The 2,048-nt window shown below is 38.2% G+C and carries 4 protein-coding genes and 1 pseudogene; all 5 read left to right on the forward strand.

Annotation, left to right across the window (positions count from 1 at the left end):
* Positions 1–200, forward strand: a pseudogene (locus AC1DND_RS26490) (YceI family protein); the annotation flags it as partial.
* Positions 201–210: 10 nt separating this feature from the next.
* Positions 211–429, forward strand: coding sequence for a tautomerase family protein (locus tag AC1DND_RS26495; protein ID WP_131531439.1), 219 nt, complete (start codon positions 211–213; stop codon positions 427–429).
* An 11-nt stretch (positions 430–440) separates the two neighbouring features.
* Positions 441–1,187 carry an SDR family NAD(P)-dependent oxidoreductase gene (locus tag AC1DND_RS26500; RefSeq protein ID WP_477585667.1) on the forward strand — a complete coding sequence of 249 codons (747 nt, stop codon included), beginning with the start codon at positions 441–443 and terminating at the stop codon, positions 1,185–1,187.
* Between the two features lie 74 nt (positions 1,188–1,261).
* Positions 1,262–1,642, forward strand: a complete 381-nt coding sequence (locus tag AC1DND_RS26505) for a nuclear transport factor 2 family protein (protein ID WP_477585669.1) — start codon at positions 1,262–1,264, stop codon at positions 1,640–1,642.
* 1 nt (position 1,643) lies between these two features.
* A partial coding sequence (locus tag AC1DND_RS26510) for a nitronate monooxygenase (RefSeq protein WP_477585671.1) occupies positions 1,644–2,048 on the forward strand: 405 nt, incomplete at its 3' end.

Genomic DNA, 2,048 nt, shown 5'->3' on the forward strand with positions numbered 1-2,048 from the left:
GCATTACACATGCTGTAATTTTTGCAGCAGATGTTGTGGTTAATGGCAATACCTTAACAGCTTCTGGTAAAATCTTTATCGACCGTAACAAGTACAACATGAAATTCAGATCAGGTAACTTTTTCACCAACCTTGGCGATAACCTGATTTACAATGAATTTGAACTTGATGTAAAATTAACAGCATCATTAACTATTTAATCGAACAGCCATGCCATACGTAAAAATAGAAGTAACCCGCGAAGGTGTTACCCGCGAACAAAAACAGACTTTAATTAGTGGAATAACCAAATTGATTACCGAAGTATTGGATAAAGATCCAAAGCTTACCCATGTAGTAATTCAAGAGATCGAATTGGATGATTGGGGCTATGCAGGCGAGCAGGTATCGGTATTGCGCGAAAAAGGGATAACAGCAAACAATAAATAATCATCAAAAACATGAAAACACTAACCGTAATTATAACAGGCGCATCAACAGGCATTGGTCGCGCCATTGCAGGTTTATTTTTGAAACAGGGTCACAATGTGGTGATCAACGCTGCAAATGAGAACAATTTAATTACTGCTTTCAACGAATTAGGATCGCACCACCAATTGGCGATGGTAGCTGGCGATATCAGCAATATAAACACAGGTAAACGATTGGTAGAAACTGCCATAGCGCGTTTTGGTGCCGTAGATGTGCTGGTAAATAATGCCGGTATTTTTGAACCAAAACCTTTTTTAGAGGTAGATGAAGCGTACCTGGACAAATTTTTGAACATCAATTTAAAAGGCACATTTTTCACTACTCAGGCAGCCATCACGCAGATGTTGAAACAAGATGGTGGTGCTATTATTAACATCGGAACTGTATTGGTAGATCATGCCATTGGAGGTTTTCCTGCTACAGCACCCATTTCAAGTAAAGGTGGCATCCATGCTTTAACCAAACAATTGGCTGCAGAGTTCGGCAAAAACAACATCCGGGTAAATGGCATCGCTCCTGGGATTATTAGAAGTCCGTTACAGGCCAAAAATGGCATTAGTGATGCAGATGCGTTTGCAGGTTTACATTTATTAAACCGTATTGGCGAAACAGAAGATGTAGCTCAACTCGCCCTGTACCTGGCAGAAAGTAATTTTGTAACGGGCGAAATCATCAATTTAGACGGAGGCCATGTAGCAGGGCATCACATTGGCTAAGGATAAAAATTAAAACAAGAACCAGGTATGCAAAGGGAATACTTAACCCCGGGCATACCTTAAAAATTAAAACCATGAACAATTACACTGAAAACGCAAATGCAATAGCAGAGGTACTGTCATCTTATTTTAAGGGAGTTTTTAATGGAGACACAGCATTGCTCAGAAAAATATTTCACCCCCAGTCTATATTGGCCGGTGATGTAAATGGCCTTCCATATTTTAAAACACTGGATGAATATTTAGAAGGGGTAAGTAAGCGCAAAAGTCCGCAGGAGCTCAATGAAACATTCCACATGGAAATATTGTCGATAGAAATTATCAATTCTATTGCAATTGCGAAAGTTCATCTGCCTATTTTTGATTTTAATTATTACGATCTTTTGTCGTTAAATCTAACCGATAGCGGGTGGGTGATTGTGAATAAACTTCTAACCAACGTAAAAATTTATTAGGATGTGGAATAGAACTAAAATAACCGAACTTTTAAAAATCGAATATCCGATTTTATTAGGCCCAATGGCAGGTGGATTTTCAACACCTGAGCTTTTAGCAGCCGTATCAAACGCTGGTGGTTTGGGCAGCTTCGGCGCATATACCTTAAGTCCTGAAGAAATTATAGAAACCGATAAAATTGTTAGAACAAAAACAGATAAACCTTATAACATCAACCTATGGGTGAATGATGTAGATGAGTGTTTGCTTAATTATCCATCAGAAAAAATAGAAGAGATTAAACTATTATTCAAACCTTTTTTCGACGAGTTAAGTATTCCCTTACCAGATCTTGATGCCAATGTTCCTTCAAAATTTTTGAAACAGGTTGAAACCGTTTTTGAGCTGAAACCTGCAGTATTTAGT

It is taken from the genome of Pedobacter sp. 01N416 (genome assembly GCF_056399685.1).

What these genes read in the sequence shown, in the direction of transcription:
- AC1DND_RS26495 (WP_131531439.1), top strand. Translation starts at nt 211, where the DNA reads ATGCCATACGTAAAAATAGAAGTAACCCGCGAAGGTGTTACCCGCGAA.
- AC1DND_RS26500 (WP_477585667.1), top strand. Translation starts at nt 441, where the DNA reads ATGAAAACACTAACCGTAATTATAACAGGCGCATCAACAGGCATTGGT.
- AC1DND_RS26505 (WP_477585669.1), top strand. Translation starts at nt 1,262, where the DNA reads ATGAACAATTACACTGAAAACGCAAATGCAATAGCAGAGGTACTGTCA.